Genomic DNA, 26,069 nt, shown 5'->3' with positions numbered 1-26,069 from the left:
GCCACACATATAAATTATATAATATGAAAGTATTGATGTTTGGGTGGGAATTTCCACCACATATTGCAGGGGGCTTGGGAACGGCTAGCTACGGTTTGACGAAGGGTCTTGCCAAACATGGAGTCAAGATCATGTTCGTCATGCCGAAAGCCGGTGGTGATGAAGACCAGAGTGTTGCAAAGATCATTAATGCGAGTGATGTCGAAATGATGAGCGAGTACTCGACGTTGGACGAGTATTGGCAGAACGTGAACTTTATGGAGATCGGTTCCAATCTGGTGCCCTATCTTGACCCGGAGACTTTCGAGAAGACGGTGACGGAGGCGGTGAAAACCGGGGAGCACGGGGAACATATCGTTTTCCGTAACAAGTTTCAATTCTCCGGTAAATACGGGGCGAACCTGATGGAGGAGGTAGCCCGCTACGCCATGGTGGCTGGGACGATAGCGGCGCAACAGGATTTTGATATTATACACGCCCACGACTGGTTGACGTATGCCGCCGGGATCGTGGCGAAGAAAGTTTCCGGCAAACCGTTGGTGATCCATGTACACGCCACGGAGTTCGACCGGAGCGGGGAACACGTGAACCAGCAAGTGTATGATATAGAGCGGCGAGGTATGGAAGCAGCCGATCGGGTGATTACCGTGAGTAATCTGACACGGAATATCGTGATTAATCGTTACGGTATTGATCCCGATAAGGTGGTGACCGTCCACAATGCCGTGGATTTTCAGACACGTGAGGATGTCGAAGTAGAACGGGGCGTGAAGGAGAAAGTAGTTACTTTTCTGGGGCGAATTACTTTCCAGAAAGGTCCTGAGTATTTTATCGAGGCAGCGAATAAAGTCTTGAAACGTTATCCTAACGTCCGCTTCGTGATGGCGGGAAGCGGCGATTTGTTCAACCGGTCGATCCGGCGGGTGGCTCAGTTGAAAATAGCGACGAAGTTTCATTTTACCGGTTTCTTGCGTGGTGACGATGTGCAGAAGATGTTCTCGTACAGCGACGTGTATGTGATGCCTTCTGTTTCCGAGCCGTTCGGGATATCCCCGTTGGAGGCGATGAGGGCGGGAGTGCCCACGATCATCTCCAAGCAATCCGGGGTGGCAGAAGTCTTGAAGCATTCTATCAAGGTGGACTACTGGGATGTAGACGCTTTGGCGGATGCCATATACGCCTTGTTGTCTTACCCCGCACTGGGTAAAATGGCAGGTGAACAGGGACTGGAAGAAGTCAACCAACTGAAGTGGGAGAATGCCGCTTTAAAGGTTGCGGAGGTTTACAAAAGTGCGTTAGAAATGATAAGGTCACGGGTGTCCTCCGGACAAGGCTTATAATAGTTGACAATAAAAAATAAATAAATTATTGGAAAGGGAGAAAGGGAAAGTCATTTTCAATTTTCAATTTTCAATTCTCAATTAAAAAATGTATGGTTATGAGAAAGACATTGTGTTTCTATTTTCAGATACATCAACCGGTGAGACTGAGGAGGTATCGTTTCTTCGATATAGGCAAGCGCCACGATTATTTTGACGAGTACGTGAACCGTTCAACGATCCGGCGGGTAGCGGAGAAGTGTTATTTGCCGATGAACCGGCTGGTAATGGATATGATAAAACGTTACGGGGAGAACTTCAAGGTTAGTTTTTCCATTTCCGGGTCGGCATTGGAGCAGTTTGCCCTGCATACGCCGGAAGTGATCGAGAGTTTTCAGGAACTTGCCAAAACCGGGTGCGTGGAGTTCTTGGCGGAAACGTATCCCCATTCGCTGGCATCCCTCTCGTCGACGAACGAGTTTGAAATGCAGGTAAAACGCCACGTAGAGAGAATGCAGGAATTATTCGGGCAGAAACCGGTGACGTTGCGCAACTCGTCGTTGATTTATTCCGACCAGATCGGGGAACGGGTGGCGGCAATGGGATTTGAAGCCATGTTGACGGATGGAGCGAAACACGTGTTAGGTTGGAAGAGTCCGAATTTCCTGTACACGAATGCGGCGAACCCGAAACTGAAATTGTTGTTGAAGAATTCCCGGTTGAGCGATGACCTCTCGATGCGTTTTGGCGAACGGGAGTGGGGCGAGTGGCCGATTACTGCGGATAAGTATGTCCGCTGGCTGAATGATAGTGCAAAAGACAGCGAGATCGTGAACCTCTTTATGAACTACGAGACGTTCGGTGAAAACCAACCGGCGGAAACGGGTATCTTTGAATTCATGAGGTCGTTGCCCGAATATATATTCTCGATGACGGATTTTGAATTCCTGACCCCGAACGAGGCGGTGAAGAAACACCAGCCCGTGGCGCCGTTGCACGTGCCGTACCCGATCTCGTGGTCGGACGAGGAGAAAGATATTACCAGCTGGATGGGTAACGAGTTGCAGACGGAGGCTTTCGAGGAGTTGTTCAAGATACAGTCCCGCGTGAGGGCTTTGAATGATCCGGTTTTGGATAAAGATTACGCACGGTTGCAGTCGAGTGACCATTTCTATTATATGAGGACAAAATTGTTCTCGGACAACGATTTCCATCGTTACATTTCTCCTTATGAAACCCCTTACGAGGCATTCATAAATTACATGAATGTGTTAAGTGATGTTATCTTGCGGGTGGAAGATATGGAAAAAAAGCGTATACTTGTAGATGAAAAGGACACCGATAACGAGGAAAACCCCGTGAAACCTAAGAAAACGACTCGGGCTCCTCGTGTGAAAAGTGCTGAAAGTGCCGCGAAGACATCAAAAAAGGTGGACGCTAAGGAGAAAAAAGTTAAGTCAAAACATTAAAAAGTATGAACAATTTGGAATTGAAAAATCCCGCCTATTTGTTCGAGGTAAGCTGGGAAGTGTGTAATAAGGTTGGAGGTATACACACGGTGATCTCAACGAAGGTGTTGAGTATGGCCGGGGAATTCAAGAACAACCATATACTGATCGGACCTGACGTGTGGCGGTATGACGTGCCGAACCCCGAGTTCACGGAAGACCCCCATCTGTTTAAATCATGGAGGTTGAAGGCTGCTCAGGAGGGACTGCGTATAAAAGTGGGACGTTGGAATATAGCGGGCAATCCCGTGGTGATCCTCGTGGATTTTACCTCGTTTATCCCACAGAAAGACCAGATACTGACTTCTTTTTGGGAGAAGTTTCAGATAGATTCAATCACGGGTCAATGGGATTACATAGAACCCGTGCTGTTCGGTTTCACGGCAGGCAAGGTGATCGAGAGTTTCGTGCGTTATCACGTGTCGGCTCGCCAGCAGGTGATCGCCCAGTTCCACGAGTGGATGACCGGAAGCGGTTTGCTCTACTTGCGGGACGTGATGCCGCAGATCGGCTGCGTGTTTACCACGCACGCCACGGTGTTGGGGCGTAGTATCGCCGGCAACGGATTGCCGCTGTATGATCCGATGAAGGAGTACGACCCGATGGAAACGGCTCGCCGTTTCGGAGTGGTAGCAAAACAGTCGCTGGAAAGTAAGTCGGCGCAATGGGCGGATGCCTTCACGACGGTGAGCGACATCACAGCATTGGAGTGCGACCATTTCCTTGGAAAGAAAGTGGATATAGTTACCCCGAACGGCTTCGAGAATAGTTTTGTCCCGGATGAGGCAAACTATCCGAAGAAACGGCAAGAAGGACGGGATCGGTTGTTGAAAGTAGCCCAAGCACAATTGGGCAAGGTGGTGGCTGAAGATGCCTTGATCGTGGGTATCAGTGGGCGATACGAGTTTAAAAACAAGGGAATCGATGTGTTTATAGAGGCTCTCGGGCGTTTGAACCGGAACGGGGAGAACAAACGGGATGTGCTCGCTTTCATCCTGGTACCGGCGGGATACAAGGGGGTGAACCGGGAACTGGTGAACAATTTGGAACGTCCCTATCAAGCGGTGGAAACTGTGTTGCCATACGTGACGCATGAGCTGTCTGACCCGCAGAATGATCCCGTGTTACAGAAACTGGGCGAGGAACAGCTGTTGAACCGGACGGAAGACAAAGTGAAGGTATTTTTCTCCCCGAGTTACCTGAACGGGAACGACGGGGTATTCAATATGCCGTACTACGACCTGCTCGTGGGTATGGATTTGACGGTATTCCCCTCGTATTATGAGCCGTGGGGCTACACGCCGTTGGAAAGTCTGGCGTTCAAGGTGCCGACCATTACGACCACGTTGGCGGGGTTCGGCTTGTGGGTGGAATCCTATTACAAGAAGGCGCACCCGGGAATCGAGGTTATCCATCGGGACGACCGGAATAACGAGGAGGTGGTGCAGAAGATTGCCGACAAGATCAAAGAGGTGGCTGCCATGAATAAACGGGATTTCCAAGCGATCTGCAAGAATGCGAAGGAGGTTTCCAAGATTGCCTTGTGGGAGAATCTGGTTTCTTATTACAGGGATGCCTACCGTATGGCGGCAAACAAGGTGAACGAGCGTATTGCCGAACTCCCGATCGTGGAGGAGGAGCAATGGTCGTTTATCGAGAAGAAGACAGTCTCGACCACGCCGAACTGGATATCGGTGATTATTCACCGTTCCATCCCGGAACGTCTGAGGGCGTTGGAAGAGCTGGCAAACAATCTTTGGTGGTGCTGGAACGAGGAAGCTGTCGAGTTGTTCAAAAGCATCGATTCGTTGCAGTGGATGCTAACCCGCCATAACCCGATAGCCTTGTTGGATAAGATTTCCTTGAACCGTTATAAAGAGTTGGAGAATGATGAGGAATTCGTGGCACGTCTGACATCTGTATATGCGAAGTTCTCGGAGTATATGGAGGAGAAGAAGCAGATGAGTGAACCTTCTATCGCTTATTTCAGCATGGAATACGGGTTACATTCATCGTTGAAGATATATTCCGGTGGTTTAGGAGTTCTTGCCGGGGATTACCTGAAAGAGGCAAGTGACAAGAAAACGAAGATCACGGGTGTCGGTTTGTTGTATCGTTACGGTTACTTTACGCAGAAGTTTTCGTCTGCCGGGAATCAGGAGGCGGAGTACGAGGCTCAGGATTTCACGAAAATACCGGTTACTCCAGCTCGCGATGCCAATGGCAATTGGTTGACGATCAGTCTTACTTTCCCGGGACGGGAGGTGTATGCCCGAATCTGGAAGGTGAACGTGGGACGGGTAGAGCTTTACCTGTTGGATACCGATTACGAGGACAATCAGGAGGCTGACCGCAGTATCACGCATTTCCTGTACGGGGGCGACTGGGAAAATCGGTTGAAACAGGAGATATTATTGGGTATCGGTGGTATTCGGGCTTTGCGCCGATTAGGTATTGATGCGGACGTTTATCATTGCAACGAGGGACACGCTGCGTTTATCGGTTTGGAGCGTTTGCGGGAATACGTTTCTGAAGGGCAACTTTCGTTCGCAGAGGCGATGGAGGTGGTTCGTGCTTCTTCGTTGTTCACGACCCATACGCCAGTGCCTGCCGGGCATGATTCGTTCTCGGAAGGAATGTTGAAGACTTATTTCTGGTTCGTGCCCGATCGGTTGAAGATCACGTGGGAGCAGTTGTTGGCATTGGGACGGGTGAACGCGAACGACCCGAACGAGAAGTTTTCCATGAGTTTCCTTGCGGCAAACCTGTCGCAGGAAGTGAATGGCGTGAGCTGGTTGCACGGCAAGGTAAGCCGGGATATATTCAAGGGGCTATACCCCGGGTATATGCCGGAGGAATTACACATCAGTTACGTGACAAACGGGGTGCATTACCCGACTTGGGCGGCTCCCGAGTGGAAAAAGATACAGATGAGCGTGTTCGGCGAGAAGTTCAAGACACATCATTACGACAAGGCTTGTTTCGAGGGCATTTATCAAGTGCCCGATTCGATGATTAGCGAGGTGCGGAGCGTGTTGCGCCGTCGGTTGATTCGTCATATCAAACATCGTTTGGCTGACGAACAAGTCACGGCATATTTTACCCCGAAGCAGATTGTTGATATACAGGACACCCTGCGGGATGATATTCTGACTATCGGTTTTGCCCGTCGTTTTGCGACATACAAGCGGGCGCACCTGTTGTTCCGTAATCTCGATCGTCTGAATGAGATAGTGAATGACCCGGATCGTCCCGTGCAGTTTATCTTCGCTGGGAAAGCGCATCCTGCCGACCAAGCGGGACAGGATCTGATTAAACGGATCGTGGAAGTATCGAAATATCCGCAGTTCTTGGGTAAGATACTATTCCTGCCGAATTACGATATGGATTTGGCACGCTTGATGGTGCAAGGGGTGGATGTGTGGATGAACACGCCTACCCGCCCGCAGGAGGCTTCCGGTACCAGTGGCGAGAAAGCCGCTATGAACGGGGTAATGCATTTCAGTGTACTCGACGGTTGGTGGGTAGAAGGTTACCAAAAGGATGCCGGTTGGGCATTGCCGATGGAAAGAGCATACGAGAATCAAGAGTTCCAAAATGAACTGGATTCGGAGATGATATACAATATCATTGAATCGGAGATCGCTCCTGCTTTCTATGACCGGGCTGCCGACGGTATCTCCGCTTCGTGGTCGGGATACATCAAGAACACAATCGCTAAGGTGGCGGCTAACTTCACGTCCAACCGGATGTTGACGGACTACGAGGAGAAGTTCTACCTTCCCATGTCCCGCCGCTATCACCGTTTGCGCGAGAATAACTATGCCGTGGCAAATCAAATTGCGGAGTGGAAGAAGAAGGTCGGCCGTGAATGGGACTCCGTGCAAGTGGACGGTTTGATATTGCCGGATAAATCTAAACAGATCATTTCTCTCGGTAAATCCTATCAGGCGAAAGTCACCCTCGATTTGGGCGAGTTGTCTATTGATGATGTTGGTATCGAGTTGGTTGCAATGATGAAGAAAGACGAGAATCTTGAAGTTTGCTTTACGCAGGAGTTCGTTCCCGTGTCTTTCGAGAATGGCAAGGCGCTCTACTCAATAGAGGTAACTCCGGATGATCCCGGGCAGTTCATGCTAGGCTTACGGATATTCCCGAAGAATATATTGTTACCACACAGGCAGGACTTTGCCTTGGTGAAGTGGGTATAGAGGGAGTTGGTGGGGAGTGTCATCACATCATACCCGCCTCACCACCGCCTCATCATCCCGTGCGCGGGGTGATGAGGCGGTGGTGAGGCGGTTTTTATCGGGGCTGACGAGTTGGAAATCTTGTATGTCTGTCCGGAAAAAAGGAGAGTGTGCCGAAACACATCTCTCCTTCAAGTTATAAAAGAAAAGTTATAAAAAGTTTAGCGTTTGCGGTTATAGAACATGATGTCAAAGTCTTCTTCTCCCGGGATGCGATGTTTAAATTCTTTGATATTGCTACCGTAAGCGTTTACTTTTACCCGGTAACGTTTTACCAGACCGAACAAGACGCTTTTCATTTTTGAATCGTAGCGCGGGCTTAGCACGACATCGTAGTCTTTTCCCTCCAGTGCCTTGTACAAGGCTGCCGAACGAACTTTCAAGGTTCTTCCTTTGAACACGGATGCGGCACCTTCTTGTGGTGTTTCCGTGTATTTTTTGTCTCCCCATACCCTGAACCATAAGAAGTACCAGGCTTGTGCTTCGCCTGAAATTTTTTGAACGTTGTTTAAATCTAAAGACGCACCGATCGGGTTGATTAAAACGTCCGTGTTCGAGTTTCTCGCCACGTTGGTTGTTTTGCTAAGCGTGGAACAGCTGCTCATGAAAAGAGCGAGAGCGGCAATCAATAATAAAGTCAATTTTTTCATACCGTATGTGTATTTATTTGTGAATTAATACGCGAATGTATGACAAAGGTGATGTATCGGTCAAGTTCATAATGGTTCACGTGGGTAAAAAATAAGATTGTAAATAAAATTGTAAAAATTTTGTTGTTATTTCTTGGAATATTAAAAATAATGATGTATATTTGCATTGTAAAATTTAACATACTGTGATCACGGGTTATTGATTTTACTGTCGAGGGAATGGTTGTGTGCAGGAGATTAAATTTTTTAATGTGTAAAATTTTTACAAGCGTTTTTGCCTGGGAAAGGCACCTTTAAATTTTGGCTTGGTTGTTATTAAATTTGGAAATAGGATAAAATTTGTAGATGGCGCGCGGAGGCTCGACACGTGAGAAGAGGTTGAGGGATTGAGGGGTTTTTAATAATAATTTTGTCAAAATAATTTCTGTATGGCAAAAATTTACCCAGACCTCGCTGGAGGTTACAAGGGGTCCGTGGGCGGAACCACGTATTATTTCTGGAAGGGTGATAATATCGCCCGTAAAAAAGGTGTTCCCGGTAAGAAATCAAAATCGGGAGAGGCTGTTGAACAGCGTATGAAGTTTGCTGAATTAGGTATTCTGGCGCTTGCCATGAGTCCGGCCTGTGAAGTGGGTTTCCCGCGGAGGAAGCGGAGATGGTCGCCGGAGAACGCGTTTGTCTCGTGTAACAAGGACATTTGTTCGGTGGTAGAGGGGACGGTTGAGGTGGATTACGGGCGTCTGGTGTGCTCGAAAGGGCGTTTGCAGTTGCCCGACGCGAGTGCCACGTTAAACGCGGAGAGCGGTAAGATTATTTTCTCGCAAACGGGGATGGAAGTGGACTCGAATTGTTACCCGGATGACCGGGTGTATGGTGTCCTGCTCGAGAAGGAGCAGAAATTGTGCCGCTTGGTCGCGCTTCGCGAGAGAGGCGAGAGCGGCTCCACGTCGGTGACGATCCCGGGGACGTGGAAGGCGGAGAGTGTTGAAGCGTACGCTTTCGCGGTGAGGGCGGACGGCAAGATGGCGTCCGATACCTTGCACGTGAATATCGAGAGCGGGAATTAAGAGGTGTGTGTTTAACACACCTCTCTTTTTAATTTTTACGTTATGAGAATAGAAGATTTTATAAATGACGTGTTGCGTGGCAAGAAAGGAAATTTGATTATTTACAAGAGAGGCGAGACGTGGTGCTCGCGGCGGGCGGCGATTCCCGGCAAGAAGAGGGCGTGGGAGGTGAACGGGCATAGCGAGAAGAAGCAGGGGGCGATCACGCGGTTTGCCGCGGTGCAGGCTTTTTACCGGGCTTACGGCTTGTCCGTGTCGCCTGTTATCTGGAGGATAGCGGGGAAGGTGGAAGGTATGCCCCCGCATAATTTGTTTTTCAAGGAGAATTACACGTGTTTTGACGGTAGCGGGGCGCTGGTGGATTTCGAGGGATTGAGTTTCTCGACGGGAAGGTTATTGTTGCCGAGAGATATAAAGGTGTGGCGTGACGGGGATTGTTTCCGGGTGACGTGGGAGGATGAGCGGGAGTGGGATAAGGCCACGGCCGACGACCGGTTGCGGGTTGGCGTGATATATGGTGATATGCCGTTGTCGCCCCGGGTGGCGCTGGAGGTGCGGGGGACGAGGCGGGAGCGGGAAGGTGCGTTCCGCCTGGACGGGCGCTTGGGAGGCGGCGTTCACGTGTACGTGTTTTTCGAGCGGGCGGACGGAACAGCGTTCTCGGGATGCAGGTATTATCGTTTCATGTAGCGATCCATTTCTCGTTTGGCATCTTTCTGCTTGAGGGTTTCGCGTTTGTCGTACTCTTTTTTGCCTCGGGCAAGGGCTATGCGCAGTTTGGCGAATCCTTTCTCGTTGAGGAAGAGGCGGACGGGCACGATGGTGAGCCCGCTTTCCTTCGTCTTGCGTTCGAGTTTGACAAGTTCTTTGTGTTGCAACAAGAGCTTGCGGTCGCGGCGTTCGATATGGTTGTAGTAGGTGCCCAGTTTGTACTCGGCAACGTACATCCCTTTTACCCACAGTTCCCCGTTGTGGAAATAGCAGTAGGCGTCGACGAGGCTGGCTTTCCCGGCACGGATGGATTTGATTTCCGTCCCCGTTAACACGATGCCTGCGGTGTATTCCTCAAGAAACTCGTAGTCGAAGGAGGCTCTTTTGTTCTTTATGTTGATGTCGTTTTGCATACTTTTATATATTAAGCGTGATGGTAGGTACCCTGAACAGGAGCATGAGCAACCGCTGGATAATCATCGGCGATACGACGAGCAGTAGCCCCGCTATGATAAGGGTACTCTTGCGGAGTTGTACGTTCAGACGGCTCATTTGGTTTATCCCGATGTAGAGCGTGCGGAGGCAAAGCAGGCTGAGCAAGCCCAGCAACTGGCTGAAAAAGCCGTCGGGCATTCCTTCCGAGAGGCAATGGAACACGATGAATATTGCCGAACAGTAGACCGACAGCCGGAGTGCCACGTTGTTGGCTTCGGCGATCTTGTCGGTGAGGTATTCGCGGGTGATGCGGTACGTGAGGTATGCCCCGCCAACGGAGGCAGCGAAGGTGATGGCGGCTGTCAAGAGGGCGTAGAGGGGGGGCGTGTGCAATAGCTGTAAAACTAGGGTACAGGCGGAACTGGTTAGGGTTAGGGGTACGAGGTATCCCCGGAAGACTTCGGCTCCTGCGATGTCTTCCCGTTTCACGGCTTGCCACTCGGTGTCCGGGTGGAACAGCATTTCCCGTGTTCTGGCGTATATGCCCTTGAAATTCGCTCTTTTCATCATACCGCAAAAGTACGAATTAATTTTAGATTTAATAAATTCTGTGATTTATTGATTGCCGATTCTGTGATTCTAATATTGAATGAATAAATCGTGATAATATTGTAACATATTTTTCTTTAATTTCGTTAGTGTTAAACGTGAGAAAGTTTAGCGAAAAGCGATCGCTACGGGGAATTGCCTGCTGCAACGGGTGGAAAGATCATATCGCCGCAGAGCATCGTCATTGCGACTTCCGCTTGCGACCAGCAAGGGCAGGAGGGTAGCATTGAAGGCGGCTATCCCTTACGTGCTGGTTTACGTGGTGATTACCGGGGTGGTGTATCTTTTTGCGTGATGGGAAAACCGGAAAATGAAACTTGTAACTAATTATTATATTATGAAGATAGGATTATTTATACCCTGTTATATTAATGCGATTTACTCGAACGTGGGAGTAGCGTCGTACAAGTTATTGAAGTCGCTGGGATTGGATGTCGATTACCCGCTGGATCAGACGTGCTGCGGGCAACCCATGGCGAACGGAGGTTTCCAGAAGGATTCCGCGAAGTTGGCGGAACGGATGGAGCGGTTGTTCGAGAAGTATGATTACGTGGTGGGGCCTTCGGCAAGTTGTGTGGTTTTCGTGAAAGAGCATTACCCGACGTTGCTGCACAAGGAGGAACACGCTTGTATCAGCAGCCGGATATTTGAGATTTGCGAGTTCCTGCACGACGTGGTGAAGGTCGACAAGCTGAATGCCCGTTTCCCGCACAAGGTGAGCATTCATAACAGTTGCCACGGCGAGCGGTTGTTGCACTTGTCGTCGCCGAGCGAGCTGGTGATCCCTCGCTATTCGAAGTTGAAGGATCTGTTGTCGCTGGTGAAGGACGTGGAGGTGTTCGAGCCGAAACGGGTGGACGAGTGCTGTGGTTTCGGGGGAATGTTTGCCGTGGAGGAAGCGGCGACATCCGTGTGTATGGGGCAGGACAAGGTGCATGACCATATGTCTACCGGGGCGGAATACATCACGGGAGCCGACAGTTCGTGCCTGATGCACATGGAAGGTATCATTCGCCGGGAGAAGTTGCCGATCAAGACGATACACGTGGCGGAGATATTAAGTAATGGTTTGTAAATAATGTAAATCTATATATTATGAGTTCACACGCGAAAGCAGCCAAGAAGTTTATCGCGGACAGGGAGAGGACGGCGTGGCATGACCAGGCACTCTATTTCGTCCGGGAGAAAAGGGATAAGATGGCGCATGATGTGCCCGAGTGGGAGGAATTGCGGGAGATGGCTAGCCGGATGAAGCGGCACACGATCAGTAATCTGGCGTATTACCTCGATATGTTCGAGCGGAACGCCACGGCGAACGGGATACACGTGCATTGGGCGAAGGATGCCGAGGAGCATAACCGTATCGTGTACGAGATCATACAGAAACACGGGGGTAAAAACTTGGTGAAGAGTAAGTCAATGTTATCGGAAGAATGTGGATTGACGCCCTACCTGAAGGCTCGGGGAGTGGATGCCGTGGAGTCGGATTTGGGGGAACGGATCATGCAGTTGATGGGGATGCCGCCCAGCCATATAGTGCTTCCCGCTATTCATGTGAGGCGGGAGGAGGTGGGAAAGGTGTTCGAGAAGGAGTTGCACACGGAGCCGGGGAACAGTGACCCGACTTACCTGACGCATGCCGCTCGTGCTGCTTTGCGGGAAAAGTTTCTGCATGCGGATATTGCCATGACGGGGGTCAATTTTGCCGTGGCTTCGTCGGGGGCTTTCGTGGTCTGCACGAACGAGGGGAATGCCGATATGGGTACTTCTTTCCCGAAAGTGCATATCGCCATCATGGGATTGGAGAAAGTGATCCCGGATTACGGGGCGTTGTCGTTGTATGTTCGTTTACTAGCTCGTTCGGCGACCGGGCAACCCTCGACGACTTATACCTCGCATTACAAGAAACCGGTGGAGGGGCAGGAGATGCACGTGGTGATCGTGGATAACGGGCGTTCTGATATCCTGGCTTGCACGGAACACGTGAATATGTTGAAGTGCATCCGCTGCGGGTCGTGTATCAACACGTGCCCGGTGTACCGCCGTACGGGCGGGTATTCTTACTCCTATTTTATCCCGGGACCGGTCGGGATAAACCTGGGGATGCTGAAGTCTCCGGAGAAATACTCGGGTAACGTGTCGGCTTGTTCGCTGTGTTATTCCTGCTCGAACGTGTGCCCGGTGAAGATCGACTTGGCGGAGCAAATCTACAAGTGGCGGCAGAATCTGGCACCGCTGCATCTTGCCGCCCCGTCGAAGAAGTTCATGGAAAAGGGCATGAAGTTCGTGATGGAGCATCCCGGTCTGTTCTACCCGGCAATAAAAGCCGGACGGATTGCGGAGAAAATGCCTCGCTTCGTGCTATATAACAGCCTCGACGCGTGGGGTATCGGGCGGGAATTACCACAATTTGCCGAAGAAACATTTAATGCAATGTGGAAGAAAGGAAAAATGAAATGATTTTAGATTTTAAATTGTAAATTTTAAATTGAATAATTGAAGTTTACGAGTATTCTTGTTATTGTCTGTCGAGAGTTTTTTAATCTAAGATCTAAAATTTAAAATCTAAAATTAGGTTATGGGTAGTAAAGAAGAAATATTTGCAAGGATAAAGGCGCATGGCGTCGATCAGGTGGAACGTCCGGAGATGACGTTTACACCGTTGACTTTTCCCGAACCGCTGGTGCAGTTCGAGAAGATTCTGAAAGCGGTGGGGGCGAATTACGTGTTGCTGGAAAAGGGGCAGGACGTGAACGAGGCTATCCGGAAGGCGTACCCGGAGGCGAAGACGATCGCTTCCAATTTGCCGGAGGTTACTTGTGCAACGGTGAATCCCGATAAACTGGATGATCCCCGGGAGTTGAACGGCACGGATGTGGGGGTGATTCGAGGAGAGTTCGGGGTGCTGGAAAACGGGATGGTGTGGATTAATCAACATACCCGTTATAAAGCGTTGTTTTTTATCGCCGAGGCGCTGGTGGTTTTGCTGGATCGTAATGAGTTGGTGAATAATATGCATGAAGCTTATGCCCGCCCCGATTTTGATGATTACGGTTACGGGTGCTTTATCGCCGGTCCCTCGAAGACTGCCGATATCGAGCAGGCTCTAGTCATCGGGGCTCACGGGGCAAGAGGGGTGACGGTGATTCTTCAGCACCCTCCTTTATAATTATTTATTCTTCTTCCTTCTTCCCCGCCTCTTTCAAGAAGAAGCGATAGGCGGCGAAGGACACGAGCAAGGGGAAAAGATAAACTATGCCGGGCGAGAACAGGGCAAAATACCATGGGGCTCCCCATTCCGGGTGGTCTGCAATTTGTATGATTTGGTAACCCACGTGGACGATGCCGACGCAGAGCAATAGGATAGCGGCAATGCCGAATAGTTTTCTGTTCTTGAGTGCTTTTGTCTTTTCCATAAATTTGTTATTTACTTTGGGCAAGTTGCAGGTTACAAGTTTCAAGTTCATTTTAAACTTGTAACCTGCAACTTGTAACTATTTATTTACTGTATAAATGTTTGATACCCACCCGGTGACCTGCCACGGCGAAATAAAGGATAAATAGGTAGCATGGCACTACCATCCAGTATGCGCCTTGGAAGCCCATGCAGGGGGTAAGCGAACCGTATAACATAGGAAGCAAGGCTCCCCCGGCGATAGCCATGATGAGCAGTGCCGATCCGGTTTTCGTGTGGCGTCCCAAGCCGAAGATGGCAAGCGGGAAGATAGCAGGCCACATCAGCGAGTTGGCAAGGCTTAACAAGGTTAAACACCAGATGGATGTGTTAGCCGGAAGAACGGCAGTACATATCCCGAGGATCACGCCTAGGATGGCGCAGTAAGCTAAAGCTCGTTCTTGGGTGATGTATTTCGGGATGGCGATGATACCGATAATGTAACCGACGATCATGGCGATCATACCGAAGGTCGGGAATATCCGTGCGGTTTCCATGTTCATATCTAATGATTTGGCGTACCCGATGACCGTGTCGATAGCGATCACCTCGACTCCCACGTAAAGGAACAGGGTGACAATGCCGATCCACAAGTGCGGAAAACTGAATATGCTTGATTTACCCCCGTGTTGGATGCTGCCTTCTTCTTCTTCCGGATCTTCGATCTGGGGAAGCGGTGAGAATCGCACGAATAATGCCAGCACGACGAGCGATACCATAATCACGACGTAAGGTACGATGGATTTCGATGCCAAGAGGTCGAGTTCTGCCGCTTTCTGGATAGGGTCCATTGTCTTTAGACTTGCTTCCAGCGCGTCGATATTTTTCAACATGATTGACCCGAGGATAAGCGGGCTGATGGCGCCAGCCACCTTGTTGCAAATACCCATGATGCTCACCCGTTGGGCGGCACTTTCCGGGGCTCCCAGTTCAATCACGTAAGGGTTGGATGCGGTTTGCAGCACGGAAAGCCCGGTACCCATGATAAAAAGACCTAACAGAAATAAACCGTAGGTGCGGGTCATAGCTGCGGGGATAAACAACAATGCCCCGACTGCCATCACGAGCAACCCGAGCATCATTCCGTTTTTGTAGCCTGTCTTGCGCAATACCCATGACGAGGGCAGAGCCATGACAAAGTAGGCAATGTAAAAGGCGAAGGTCACGAGGTAGCTTTGCCACTCGTGTTGCAGCTCGCAAGCAATTTTAAGATAAGGGATTAGGGTAGCGTTCAACCACGTGACGAACCCGAAAATAAAGAAGAGGATACCGATAATGATAATCCCCATGCTGTAAGAGTTTTTCTTTTGTTCCATCATCAACTAATTAAAAAAATACATAAACACGTAAACACATAAGAATCCTACAAAGTTATTAATTTTTGATAATGCTGGATGAAATTGTAGGATTTTATTGTTCGAAGAGGGGAGAATAATAAAACGAGGCAGTCGAAACAGCCTCGTTTACAATTAATCTAATAAAGAAAAATAGAGATGTTAGTTAGTGTGTTTTCGCTAATTCTGATTCCAGTTCATCGCTATCATGTCCGGAGAAAATGATATTTCCCGCGGGATCGATGAACAAGAATGTCGGTATCGATTTGATGTTGTAGTGTTTGCCGACCTCTTTGCTCAAAGTGCGGGTGGCGAGGAATTGTGCCCAAGGCAATTTTTCTTCCCGCATTGCCTTTTGCCATTCTTCTTCATTTTGATCCAGCGACACGCTGATGAAATTGACTTTTTCCCCGTGTAATTTGTACATTTCCCGCAAGTGGGGGAAACTTGCCCGGCAGGGTCCGCACCACGATGCCCAGAAGTCAATCAGGGTGTATTGTCCCGCTTTCAATTGGGCGGGTAAGGACAACGTGTCGCCTTTCGGGGTGATTACTTTTCCTTCCTGCAACGGTTTGTCTTGGGCGAAAGCGCTAGCCTCTTGCAGGTAGCGGCGGAAGTTTTCCAGCCCCGGGCAGGTGTCCCGGTAGGAGGCGAATAATTCTCCCAGGTCATCGAGGTAATGTTGGTTGTAAGTGAATGGTTCTTTTTTTAATTCCTCCGCGAGCACAAGGTTCACGGCGAGATTCGTGTGTCCCGCAATAAATTCACGGGTTTGTTGTGTAAGTTGGGCTTGTGCCGCCTGCTTCCTTTGAAAATCTTCCGGTCGCTTGTCCTTGGTCATCTGGTATTTCCGGAGGAGATGGCGCGCTGGGATCGTCTGTTGTTGGTAGGCGTGGTAGACTTCTTGTGCGGGCGAGCCGCTCAGGGAGTAGTTTTTCTCTTTGCGGATGTCGTATTGCCAGAAGGATTTCGGGAGGCTGTCCACGTGGGGCGTGGTGAAAGTCAGTTGCCCGTTTTCGACGAAGAAATTGATATCTGCGTACACGACCTTGTTCTCCTCTTTTATTCCTTTCCGTTCGCAAATGTCGTAATTGTTCAGGCGTAGTTCGCAACGCACGGGCTGTTCCAGTTTTCCCTGGAACTCGAATCGCTCGTTGACGATGAATGCTCGCAGTCGCTCGTTTTTGTAACCTTCCCCGGGAATAACCAGTTCTATTTCCGTGCTGTCCATTGCCCCGGGAATCGTTCCGCGGAGCACGAAGTGATCCATCGGTTTGTTATTGCAGCACACCATCGTGCCTGCCAACAACAGGAGTGAAAGGTATCTTTTTTTCATGTTCATCTTATTTGTTAGGGGTTTGTTTCATTTTTTCCAGGCGTTTCTTGTACCCGTTGAGTATCCATTCTGCGTGGCGTTTCCTGTCGTCATCGGGCAATCCGGAAAGCACTTTTTCTCCCACTGCGATGAGCCGGGTATAATCCTTTTTCTCCAATCCCTCGCCGAAGCATGACAGGATAATATCGTAAGTGCTAAAATCGTCATCGGATAAGCTATTCGCCTTTTTCTCCATGTGGGCGATCACTTGGTGTGTGAGTTTTTTTCCGAGTTTCCCGTAGAGGGTGGGATAAGGCTCTTCACTTTTCCAGAGGATGGCACGAAAACCGAAAGCGTACATTTTCAACTCATCGGCACTTGCGAGTGGGATTTTTTCTTTCACGATGGCGGCAACCTTTTCGATGTCCCGTTGGCTGACGGGTTCAGCCAAAATCAACATTTTTTCCAGTTCTGCCTGTCCTTTTATCCGGAACCCGTAGATCTGTGCTTTCACTTTTTCTATGGGTGCGGCATCCTCCTTGGCGTACCCGGCAATGTAGTCCTGCAAGATGTCGGCGTAGTGACGGAACAGGAATCTGTCCACGGTCGCTTCCCCCGTGTTTGCACGGATGGCATCCAGGTTTGCCAGTAAAAAGTCGAACATCGGCGAACCGATTACGCAACTTTCATCCTCGTAAATCGACCAGTATTCTTTTTCTGTTTTTTCCTTGTCCGTGAGGCGTTTTAGCAATTCCCGGTATACTTGTGCGGCCTCTTTGTCCTTGCCGGCATCCGAGAGCGTATTTTTATACACTAGCAGTTCCGGGTTGCTCATTTTCCCTTGCTTGTATTCCAGGGTCAGGTACACTAACGAAGTTTTCTCGTTCAAGCCTTTTTCCACTCTCTTGATAAAGCTTTCCAGCTTGTCGCCTCCTACCAGCCTGTGTTGCACTGTGCCGTCGGGACGGATGATGATGAAAGTGGGGTAGGCGTGCACGTCGAATTTTTTAGCCAGTTCCACACCTTCGCCTTTCTCCATGTCGTATTTCACGCACACGAAACGGGGATTGAAATAATCACCCGCCGCTTTTTGCGGGAATACGTTGTTAGTCATGTTTTTGCATGGTCCGCACCACGAGGTGTAGCAGTCCATAAATACTAGTTTGTTCTCTTTTTGGGCTTCCGCCAAAGCCTCGGTGAAAGTTAAATCACGGAAGTTCACGCCTTCCTGTGCGAACACCGTGATTTGCACAAACAGGATAGCGATCAACAAATAGATTCTTTTCATACAAGTAATTTTTACGATACGATTTATAAATTAATTATTTCCCAGTAATTGGTGTATAGTCAATTGCAAAGCATCCGCATCAAAGCTACTGAACACCACTCTTCCTTGCGGGTCGAGGAGCACGAGGCGGGGAATGCTGGTGACTCGGTAAGCCTTGGAGATTTCGGTATAACTCTTTTGGTCGTCACACCGCAATTGCGCCCACGGCATGTTTTCCTCTTTCATCGCCTTTTCCCAATCCGCTTTTTTTTCATCCATGGAGATGCTGACCACGTTCAATTGCTCCCGGTTGTACGTGTTGTAGAGCGCCTTCACGGAAGGGATTGCCGCTTTGCACGGTCCGCACCACGATGCCCAAAAGTCAATCAGCGTGTAGCTTCCCGGACGAACGTGTGACGAGAGTTTTTCCCTTGTTCCCGCAGGTGTTCCCAGTTCTACATCAGCGTACTTGACGCTTTTATATTGCTTCATGGCTAATTCCATCCGTTTGAGGAAACGGGGTACGCGCACCGTGTCCGTGATTTGTTCCGCTACACGGGACAGTTCCTCCAATTCCTCCTTTGTGCGGGTAAATTCCTTTTTAATCAGGTCTTCTGCTATATAAAGCGACAGGAGAGAAGTGGGGTGTTGTCGGATAAATTCCATCCGGGCGGCATCGACAATCGCCTGTTGCTCCACTTGTTGGGGATAGAATTCGGCGAAAATCTTGTCGTACATTTCCTTCGGATACTCGTGCTTGTGCCAGAACCGGAGATTCGACAAGGTGTCGTAGGGTTGATAAGCAGCCAGTTCTAGGGGAAGCATTTTCTTCCGGTACGCGTTGAATTCTGTTTGCAGTGGACTACCCGTCACGGCCCCGATACGCTCTTGTGCGAAAGGCATAAGCGTGCTCACGTAGCCAATGCTGTCAAAATGAGGAACGTCAAGGGTTAAACGGGAGTTGTCAAGAAAGAGCCAGGCTTTCCGGGCTTTCACGTCACGTTTCTGGTTGACAAGCGGACTGTTTGAAACAGTCAGTTCGCAAAAAGTGGGCGAAGCCACCTGTCCGCGCAATTCGAAACGACCGTTTCGGATCGTGTCCGAAGCCAATAGGATAGCCTCTTCTCCTTCAACATTTCGAAGTGTGGCCGTCATCCCGTCTTGTAAGCCGGGGAAGCAGCCTTCAATGACGTATTCGTTCTTGTTGCCGCAGGCACTGCAAAAAAGCAGCGCCAGGGCAAGGTAAAATAATTTATTCATGTATTTGATATAATATGGTTCGTGTTTTATTGGGCATCCCGCACGTAACGTACACTCATGTAGGTCGGGTACAGGTCACCCCAGTAGTCATATACTTCGATACCGGTTACTTCTCGTTCTATTTCTGTGGAATTATAGCGGATTCTCCTGTAATATGCCATGCGTTCAGCGGTGTAGGTGCTGTCCAAGTCGGCGGTCCAATAATACCCGTATGCCCTGACATGACGCAACATGAAAGATTCGGGGCGTCCGGCTCTATTGCAGACGATTCCTCCTAACAACAGGTTTATTCCCGTTCCCGATTCATCTTGTTGAAGCAATGTCCCGACTCCGGCTCCGCGCCAGCCCCGGGTGTCCGCTGTTTGGGCGGACATGCCCATGGCTTGTTCCAGTTTCTGCCAATCCTCGTCTGTCGGCAGGCGCCACCCTTCGGGTGCGAGCGTGTTTGCCTCGTCGTAGGTGTACATGTTCCCGAAAATCTCGAAGTCTGAGATGGATAAATCTTTGTCTTCAAAATAAATAAGGTCATCTCCCCAGTAGTCTGTACTTTCGTAATAAGGAGAACCTCCCTTGTAATTCGAGGTCATCCAGTCGAGTCCGTTGTAGCGTACCCACTTGTATTCGGTCCCGTCCGTGTCAGTAAATGTTCCCGTTGCTTCCGGGGTTTTGTGTGGTAAGTTTTCATGATCATCGCTGCATCCGGAAGCGAAAATAACTAATGCAACGCTTAATATATAAAGTAATTTTTTCATGTGTTTGATTTTAGAATATGTAACCTTTTTGTTTCACGACCTCTTTCAAAATGTTGTATTTTTGAATAATAACTGGGTAGTTTGCGTACTGGGCTTTAAATTCCTCCTCGTCATCATAGAAAAGAGCTCGCAAATAGGCTGATAAATCGTTGTTTTCATACGGGAAATATTTGTTCCTGCCATTCCAAGAAATGAATCCCAAAGCGTATAAATCATCGTGTTGCGGTTTTTCATATCCATTCTTGAATACGTCGTTATGGTCAATAAAATCTTCCCCGTAGTATTCTGATCCGAAAGATAGAAATTCGGTGAATTCCGCGTCTCTGTACGATATTTGACTTTTGATAAAATTGTAAAGTACATCCAAGGCGTATTCGCTGATCTCATCTTCGTCGGTTTCCGGAATATCGCGTGTCGCCAGGGCTAAACAGCGTCTTCCGATATAAAAATCGATAGGATCCCAGTCTCCGTAGTAGTCTGCTTCATACAATTCATCTACCAAGAATATGGAATAGGGACGTAAACTTGTTCCCAAATGAGTGAGTATGTATTTCTCGACAAACTTGACGCTACTTTCTTTCTGTTCGTAATTCTTGATGTACGTGAATTGGACGTCGTCTAGGGTGCTTGTTATATTATATGGTAAATCGAGTAATTCCGTGAAATAATAAGGTGTCCCATCTGCGTATGTTCCTTGCAATTCGTGGCGCAGCGTGTCGTTGAAAAGTAAATGAATATTGTGGTCTTCGTGAAATTTTCGGCGTAACACGGATTCTGCATCTGTGGCATCGGGAGAAACCGTGAAATAGTCATATTGCGTATCCGTCGGGGTCAGTGCATCTTCCTTGCTGCAAGAAAAGATGAGTGTCAGGATACAAAGAGATATAAAGTAATATGTTCTTTTCATGGTAATTTTGTTTTATTGATTGTTTGAGTCGCTAACCGGTGTGCGTTCCGGTCTGTCGTTCGTGTTCAGCGTGTTCTGGAAATCTAATACCTCCCTCGGGAAGGCCAGCGTGTATGCTTTGTCAAAAGGTTCTAGTTCAAATACCCGTGTTCTTTCTATGGGATAAGGATATTGGGTGTCGTAATCTATATACGTGTGGCGGATCGTTTTTGACCACGGGTATTTTTCACATACCGTGTAGCGGCGCAAGTCAAACCAGCGATGACCTTCCAGGCATAATTCCCGTTGCCGTTCCTGCCGGATTAGGTCGATCAAGGCATTCCCGCTTTCGTTGACGGTTGGAGGGGTGTGGAAGCGTTTGGCTTGCAATTGGCCGATTTTCTGTCGAGCAGTACCTTCATCTTCATCAAAGGCGCAAGCCTCTGCGAGGATCAGGTAAGCTTCCGAGGTGCGGAACAGGAAATTGTCGGAAACGCTGCAAGCTGAACCGTAATGTGCACGTCCCCAGTAGATTTTTTTGTAAGAATAGCCGCTTTCTCCTTCTTGAATGTATTTCGTTCCTCTCAAATCATTCTCGTCGGAGAATGCTTCGATAAGGTCATTGGAGATATAATAGGAACACTCGTCCTCGTAACGGTCTCTTCCATACATATCAAGAGTCAGGTAATGACCGCCCATGGAGAATATGATTTCCGGGTTCTCGGAAGTGAACACGTTATCTTCCCCGGAGAACGTGTTGAGATCTGTCAACGCGTTGTTCCGATCCAGCACGAGTTGGGCGTATTCGCGGGCGTTCGGGTAATCCTGCATGTACAGGTAAACGCGTGCGGTTAACAGGTAAGCCGCGGTAAGATCGGCCCGGTAGACGCTTTTACGGGAGGTCTTGGACAAGCAATCGATGGCATCTTCCAGATCTTGAAGAATTTGTTCGTACACGCGTGCCACGGAACTGTTCTCGTACTCTTTGTCCTCCACGTACGAGGTCAGTTTTAACGGGATCCCGACGGTACTTTCCGCTTTTGACGGTTCGTACGGGGCAGCGTACAGGTTCACGAGGGTGAAATAGTATAATGCGCGCAGGAAATGGGCTTCTCCTTTTATGCGGTTTTTCATTTCTTCTTCTTTCTTGTTGTTTATCTTGACTTCATTTAATTCGTCGAGAATCATGTTGGCCGCGTTGATATGCTGGTAGGCTTTTTTCCAATCAGTATTTTCTATTCCCACTCTGGTTCCTTCCGGATTTATACCGACTTGTCGTTGCCATGTGAAATACCCGAAGTACTTTTCCATGCTGCCAGCATCTCCCCCCTTTGTAATCTCGTTTTGTTTTAATTCATCACTCATGAAGTGGATGAAGGGAAAAAACGGTTCGCCTGCCAAGTAAAGAGTGCTCATACTGAGATAGTAATATGCAGGTTGGTAATATGCACTTCCCAATAACAGTTCATCTAAGTCCGTGATTGTTTCCACTCTTGCCAAATCTTGTGAATACTCTTCAAGAAAACTATCGCAAGCGTTGAGCGTGAGTAGAAGGCATCCGATTATGAATATATTTTTCATGATGTTTTCGTTTTTTAGAATGAAACACTTAATCCAAATGTGTAGGTGGGTCTATCTGATAGTTGTATCTCGCTGAACCCGCCTTGAGTCGGGGTTTGTCCTTTTAGTTTACCCGAGCAGAGCGTGAACAGGTTAGTACCGGACAGGGAGAGTTCCAAGCGTGAAAGACCAATCTTGGACAGCATGTTTTCCCCGAATGCGTAAGTGATGTTCAAGCTACTGCATTTCAGGTAATTGGCACTTACAACCCGGGAGTCCGAGTAATCATACATCATCCAAGCGTCTTCGGCAAACATTTGAATGTTATCGGTGATGTCCGAGTAATGTGTCAGGTAATTCCAATATGCCGTGCTTGAGTACGACAAGAGGGATGGAATATTGGTTTTCAATTCGTCGCCCGGTGTTTTCCATCGTTTCATGAAATCCCGGTGCACGTTGTATTCCGGGGATAGGTTTTTGTTGAACATGCGGAATAACCTGGTCTTTGCCCCTAGGCTATACGCGAAGTGGGCATTCAGGCGGATTTGTTTGTACCGGAGGGATGTGGAAAGATTTCCGGACATGAACGGTTCCCGGCGTCCCGTGGCTTTCAACACGCGGGTGAATGTCTCGTATTTGCTGAGCCCGTAAAGTTCGTGTTTCTGGAATTCCATGTCGTTGAACATGGGACCTCCGTCCATGGGGTTGAGACCGATGAAATCGTAGGAATAGAACGTGTTGACTGCTTTGCCCTTGATCACGGCTGTTCCACTCAGGAAGTCTGAGTAATTGTAAGTTTGGGAATCCGGATCGTTTTTAATCGTGTTCTTGTCTTTCGAGAACGAGGTGGAGATTGTCCAGTACAAGTCTTTCCGTTTGATCGGCAACACGGTAAGATCGAAACTGTATCCTTTGTTTTCGATGTCACCCCCGTTGATCGTGTAGGAGTCGACCCCGTTCATGGTGGCTACCTCTTTGGTCATGAAAGCGTCTTTCGTGCGCTTGTAATAATATTGTGTTTCCAGTTGAATGCGATTTTGTAGCAGGGAGAATTGTAACCCCGCGTTGAATGAACTGGTCTTTTCCCACTTTAAGTTGGGATTCGGGTATTTGGAAATACTGCTTTCCACCTCGTTGTAATAGGGATTGGTGGGAAGTTTTTGGATCAGCATAACGGGGGATTCGCTATCGAGCATGTTCCCTTGATAACCGAAAGACGTTTTCAAGGTGATGTAGTCGATCCAATCGGTTTTTAGAGTTTCGTGTTCCGAGATATTGTATGCCGCGGAGGCCGACCAGATGGGCAAGAATTTGTCGTTGCTTTGGTCCCCGAATTTGTTTGATCCGTCAACCCGAGCGTTCACGTTTAGCGTGAAATACTGGTAATAGCTGTAAGAGAGTGTGGCGTACCCGGAGAGAAGGTTTGTCAAGTTGTTCGTGAGTGCTGGTACATTGGAAGTCAGCCAAGCCCCGTATGAAGGAAATTTTTCCAGGTCGATATTGGACACGAAAGTCATCCCGCGGTCCGGGTAGTAGCATCGGTCCGTGCGGCTGTATCCCTTGTATTTGGTGGAACTCATTTCCATTCCGGCGCTGGCAAGGATGTTGTGTTGTTCGTCCACTCCGAAAGTTTTGTTCGCGTTAAGCTGCAAACGTATCGTGTAAGAGTTATTTCTGGTGTTATTGGTATTGAGTTCACCGCCGTAAGGGCAGGTCGCGTAAGAGGAGGGAACTTCGCCGTAATCGGAACCCCGTAGGGCTGCAATATAGTGTGTTTTCTCGCCCCAGTACCCTTCGATTTCCGCGTTGGAATTCGTGTAGGAAACAATGGCGGATGCATCCAGCCACGGGGTGAACTTGAATTGTAGGTTGGAGGTTACGGTGATACTCGAAGTGTGTTGGTCGTTGTAGCTGTTTTCCAATTCATTCAAGATGTTGTATTGCCGGTAATCATGGCCTTCCAGTAACGTGTAATAAGCATATTCTCCGTTCTCATCGTAAGCGGGAATTGCCCGGCTGGTGTTGTAGGCGTAGTCCATGGGACTGATTGAACTCTGGTTATACATTCTGCGGCTCACGTTTCCTTGTAATTGAAACGAAGCTGTAAACCAATCTTTCAGCGTCGATTCAAGATTGAGGCTGCTGGTGTATCGTTCGTTGTAGTTCCCTTTGATCACGTCGTTGTCCCGCGAGTAACCGATTGAGGCATAGTAGCGTGTCTTTTCCGAGCCGCCGGACATACTGATCGTGTGCTGGTGGGAAAAAGAATCTTCTGTCAATAATTTGAACCAGTCTGTGTTGAGTGTTTCGAGGTATGCCACCTTTTGGGCAAATTCCGTGTCATTGATTTTCCCCGTGTAGAGATCATTGAGCAATCCCTCGTACCCCACGTAATTGACGGTTGTGCTGAACACGTAGTGCTGGTCGTTTAATTCGCGTGAGAATTGGATTCTTTCTTTGGAATTCATCAAGTTGATATTGCGGTCCGTGTAACGGGGGCGTTGACGGAATGTGGTGTTCATGTTGTAGTTGATGACGGGGGCTCCTATACGTCCTTTTTTGGTTGTGATCACGATAACCCCGTTGGCCGCTTTTGTCCCGTACAAGGCGGTGGCGGCGGCATCTTTCAATACGTCCAGACGTTCGATGTCTTGTGGGTTCAGGCCGGCAATGGCGTTACCGATGCGGTTGATGTAGTCCGGGTCATTTAGTTCTTGGGCAGAGATGGGCACCGGATCCTGCACGACGATCCCGTCGACTACCCATAACGGTTCGCGGTTCCCGATTAACGTGGAGGTACCGCGGATACGGATTTTTGGGGCAACACCCACCTCTCCTGAACCGGTTACTAGTGTCATCCCGGATATCCGTCCTTCCAGCATTTGGTCGAGATTGGAAACTCCCGCTGTCATGATCTCGTCCATTTTGACGCTTTGTATGGATCCCGTGTTTTTCTTTCGATTAATTTTTTGATACCCCGTCACCACCACCTCTTCCATTTCCTGCGTGTCTTCTTCCATCACCACGGTTAGAAGTTCTTCTCCCTTGTAGCGGATCGTTCGTGTTTTCATCCCGATGAACGAGATGATCAACTCGATGTCGCTCGTGTCTTTCGGTTGTGCGAGCTCGAAGCGTCCTTCCGCGTTGGTGGATACCCCGAGCGTTGTTCCTTTGATCATGACGGTCACGCCCGGAAGCGGTTCTTTTTGCTTGTCCGTGACGATACCTTTGATTTTCCGGACCTCGTCTTGCTTTGGGGCGATCATCTTGCGGATCACGATGACGTTCTCGTGGATGCTGTATTCCAACCCGCTGCCTTTCAGGCATTCGTCAAGAATGGCACGGACGGCGGCATGCTTCATGTGGATGGAGATGTTCGCGAGATGCCCGACTTCTTCCACGTTGTAGACGAACGTGTAATCGCTTTGCTGTTTGATGGTTTGCATCACGTCACGGATGCTGCCGTTTTCCACCTCAACCGTCAGGAGCGTCTCTTGCGCGAGTACTCCTGCCGACAAGTTCATGCAGAACAACAATACGAATAATGCACTTAACTTCATAATTAGCAATAGTTTTTTTAATTTTTCATGCACGGGGGCATGAATAAAACAATCTTTTTTCATACTTTTGTTTTATAGGTTTATAATTACACTCGCTTTGACGGGGGAGTGTATATCATTAAATTTGCGGCA

Annotated in this window: 21 protein-coding genes and 1 pseudogene; 9 read left to right on the top strand and 13 right to left on the bottom strand. The window is 48.8% G+C overall.

Annotated elements, in window-relative coordinates; translation table 11 throughout:
* The first annotated feature begins 23 nt into the window (after nucleotides 1–23).
* The 3 genes from BN8899_RS18540 (at nucleotide 24) to glgP (ending at nucleotide 7,038) form a co-directional block, all read left to right on the top strand.
* Nucleotides 24–1,340, top strand: coding sequence for a glycosyltransferase family 4 protein (locus tag BN8899_RS18540; RefSeq protein WP_065220479.1), 1,317 nt, complete (start codon nucleotides 24–26; stop codon nucleotides 1,338–1,340).
* A 98-nt stretch (nucleotides 1,341–1,438) separates the two neighbouring features.
* Nucleotides 1,439–2,788, top strand: coding sequence for a glycoside hydrolase family 57 protein (locus tag BN8899_RS18535; RefSeq protein ID WP_018336017.1), 1,350 nt, complete (start codon nucleotides 1,439–1,441; stop codon nucleotides 2,786–2,788).
* 5 nt (nucleotides 2,789–2,793) lie between these two features.
* Nucleotides 2,794–7,038, top strand: coding sequence for an alpha-glucan family phosphorylase (gene glgP / locus BN8899_RS18530; protein ID WP_065220478.1), 4,245 nt, complete (start codon nucleotides 2,794–2,796; stop codon nucleotides 7,036–7,038).
* A gap of 27 nt (nucleotides 7,039–7,065) precedes the next feature.
* On the opposite strand, the gene BN8899_RS20870 is transcribed toward glgP, so the two are convergent.
* Complete coding sequence (locus BN8899_RS20870) at nucleotides 7,066–7,212, bottom strand: hypothetical protein (RefSeq protein ID WP_157237436.1); 147 nt, start codon at nucleotides 7,210–7,212, stop codon at nucleotides 7,066–7,068.
* Between the two features lie 26 nt (nucleotides 7,213–7,238).
* On the bottom strand, nucleotides 7,239–7,727 hold the full coding sequence (locus BN8899_RS18525; protein WP_065220477.1) for a hypothetical protein: 489 nt from the start codon (nucleotides 7,725–7,727) through the stop codon (nucleotides 7,239–7,241).
* 428 nt (nucleotides 7,728–8,155) lie between these two features.
* Between BN8899_RS18525 and BN8899_RS18520 the strand changes: the two genes are divergently transcribed.
* Nucleotides 8,156–8,794 (top strand): DUF6266 family protein, encoded by a 639-nt coding sequence (locus tag BN8899_RS18520; RefSeq protein WP_065220476.1) that lies wholly within the window; start codon nucleotides 8,156–8,158, stop codon nucleotides 8,792–8,794.
* 42 nt (nucleotides 8,795–8,836) lie between these two features.
* On the top strand, nucleotides 8,837–9,484 hold the full coding sequence (locus tag BN8899_RS18515) for a hypothetical protein (RefSeq protein WP_065220475.1): 648 nt from the start codon (nucleotides 8,837–8,839) through the stop codon (nucleotides 9,482–9,484).
* On the opposite strand, the gene smpB is transcribed toward BN8899_RS18515, so the two are convergent.
* Both smpB and BN8899_RS18505 read right to left on the bottom strand, forming a co-directional pair.
* Nucleotides 9,469–9,918 (bottom strand): SsrA-binding protein SmpB, encoded by a 450-nt coding sequence (gene smpB, locus BN8899_RS18510; RefSeq protein WP_018336022.1) that lies wholly within the window; start codon nucleotides 9,916–9,918, stop codon nucleotides 9,469–9,471. The two genes, BN8899_RS18515 and smpB, sit on opposite strands and share 16 nt — an antisense overlap.
* 4 nt (nucleotides 9,919–9,922) lie before the next feature.
* A complete protein-coding gene (locus tag BN8899_RS18505; protein ID WP_065220474.1) occupies nucleotides 9,923–10,510 on the bottom strand; it encodes a YIP1 family protein in 588 nt (195 codons plus the stop codon).
* Between the two features lie 183 nt (nucleotides 10,511–10,693).
* On the opposite strand from BN8899_RS18505, the pseudogene BN8899_RS18500 reads away from it, so the two are divergent.
* The 4 genes and pseudogenes from BN8899_RS18500 to BN8899_RS18485 form a co-directional block, all read left to right on the top strand.
* Nucleotides 10,694–10,844, top strand: a pseudogene (locus tag BN8899_RS18500) (L-lactate permease); the annotation flags it as partial.
* Between the two features lie 42 nt (nucleotides 10,845–10,886).
* Complete coding sequence (locus tag BN8899_RS18495) at nucleotides 10,887–11,624, top strand: (Fe-S)-binding protein (protein ID WP_065220811.1); 738 nt, start codon at nucleotides 10,887–10,889, stop codon at nucleotides 11,622–11,624.
* 17 nt (nucleotides 11,625–11,641) lie between these two features.
* A complete protein-coding gene (locus tag BN8899_RS18490) occupies nucleotides 11,642–13,009 on the top strand; it encodes a lactate utilization protein B (RefSeq protein WP_065220472.1) in 1,368 nt (455 codons plus the stop codon).
* A gap of 118 nt (nucleotides 13,010–13,127) precedes the next feature.
* Nucleotides 13,128–13,718 carry a LutC/YkgG family protein gene (locus BN8899_RS18485; RefSeq protein WP_018336026.1) on the top strand — a complete coding sequence of 197 codons (591 nt, stop codon included), beginning with the start codon at nucleotides 13,128–13,130 and terminating at the stop codon, nucleotides 13,716–13,718.
* Nucleotides 13,719–13,722: 4 nt separating this feature from the next.
* Here the strand turns inward: BN8899_RS18485 and BN8899_RS18480 are convergent, their stop codons facing one another.
* From BN8899_RS18480 to BN8899_RS18440, 9 genes are all read right to left on the bottom strand, one after another.
* A complete protein-coding gene (locus tag BN8899_RS18480; RefSeq protein ID WP_148375528.1) occupies nucleotides 13,723–13,965 on the bottom strand; it encodes a hypothetical protein in 243 nt (80 codons plus the stop codon).
* Between the two features lie 82 nt (nucleotides 13,966–14,047).
* Nucleotides 14,048–15,319 (bottom strand): sugar MFS transporter, encoded by a 1,272-nt coding sequence (locus BN8899_RS18475; RefSeq protein WP_231932424.1) that lies wholly within the window; start codon nucleotides 15,317–15,319, stop codon nucleotides 14,048–14,050.
* A 184-nt stretch (nucleotides 15,320–15,503) separates the two neighbouring features.
* Nucleotides 15,504–16,673: a TlpA disulfide reductase family protein gene (locus BN8899_RS18470; protein ID WP_187376952.1), complete on the bottom strand. Its 1,170-nt coding sequence runs from the start codon at nucleotides 16,671–16,673 to the stop codon at nucleotides 15,504–15,506.
* A 7-nt stretch (nucleotides 16,674–16,680) separates the two neighbouring features.
* A complete protein-coding gene (locus BN8899_RS18465; protein WP_065220470.1) occupies nucleotides 16,681–17,940 on the bottom strand; it encodes a thioredoxin family protein in 1,260 nt (419 codons plus the stop codon).
* 30 nt (nucleotides 17,941–17,970) lie between these two features.
* On the bottom strand, nucleotides 17,971–19,179 hold the full coding sequence (locus tag BN8899_RS18460; protein WP_065220469.1) for a TlpA disulfide reductase family protein: 1,209 nt from the start codon (nucleotides 19,177–19,179) through the stop codon (nucleotides 17,971–17,973).
* A 26-nt stretch (nucleotides 19,180–19,205) separates the two neighbouring features.
* Nucleotides 19,206–19,931, bottom strand: a complete 726-nt coding sequence (locus tag BN8899_RS18455) for an FISUMP domain-containing protein (RefSeq protein WP_065220468.1) — start codon at nucleotides 19,929–19,931, stop codon at nucleotides 19,206–19,208.
* Nucleotides 19,932–19,941: 10 nt separating this feature from the next.
* Nucleotides 19,942–20,838, bottom strand: coding sequence for a hypothetical protein (locus BN8899_RS18450; protein ID WP_065220467.1), 897 nt, complete (start codon nucleotides 20,836–20,838; stop codon nucleotides 19,942–19,944).
* Nucleotides 20,839–20,850: 12 nt separating this feature from the next.
* Nucleotides 20,851–22,398, bottom strand: coding sequence for a RagB/SusD family nutrient uptake outer membrane protein (locus BN8899_RS18445; RefSeq protein WP_065220466.1), 1,548 nt, complete (start codon nucleotides 22,396–22,398; stop codon nucleotides 20,851–20,853).
* A 14-nt stretch (nucleotides 22,399–22,412) separates the two neighbouring features.
* Complete coding sequence (locus BN8899_RS18440) at nucleotides 22,413–26,000, bottom strand: SusC/RagA family TonB-linked outer membrane protein (protein WP_065220465.1); 3,588 nt, start codon at nucleotides 25,998–26,000, stop codon at nucleotides 22,413–22,415.
* Between the last annotated feature and the right edge of the window lie 69 nt (nucleotides 26,001–26,069).

Source organism: Butyricimonas sp. Marseille-P2440 (assembly GCF_900091675.1).
Classification (GTDB): domain Bacteria; phylum Bacteroidota; class Bacteroidia; order Bacteroidales; family Marinifilaceae; genus Butyricimonas; species Butyricimonas synergistica.
Note: the sequence above shows the minus strand (reverse complement) of the source record. Positions and strands in the feature narration are given on the sequence as shown.